Consider the following 317-nt stretch of genomic DNA (forward strand, 5'->3'; position numbering starts at 1 on the left):
GAAGCGATGACACTACATATGGAACAAATATCGAAAGCTACCGAACTCGGAAGGCATGCAGTTGTTATTATGGATGGTGCTGGTTGGCATACATTCGATACCGTTCAGCCTTTTAATAATGTCACGCTAATCAAACTACCACCATATTCACCTGAATTAAATCCAATAGAACAAGTTTGGAGTTGGCTCCGTCAGCACTGTTTATCCAATCGTACATTTAAGGGTTATGAAGATATTGTTGAGCAAGTTTCAAAAGCATGGAACAAATTCATTTCAGTTCCTGAAAGAGTTAGAAAGATGTGCTCAAGAGATTGGGT

Annotated in this window: 1 protein-coding gene; it reads left to right on the forward strand. The window is 39.1% G+C overall.

Annotated elements, in window-relative coordinates; all coding sequences use genetic code 11:
- The coding region (locus J8L97_RS23330; RefSeq protein WP_247688794.1) for a transposase at window positions 1-317 on the forward strand (317 nt) is incomplete at both ends.

This window comes from Pseudoalteromonas sp. MMG012 (genome assembly GCF_018100875.1).
GTDB lineage: Bacteria > Pseudomonadota > Gammaproteobacteria > Enterobacterales > Alteromonadaceae > Pseudoalteromonas > Pseudoalteromonas aurantia.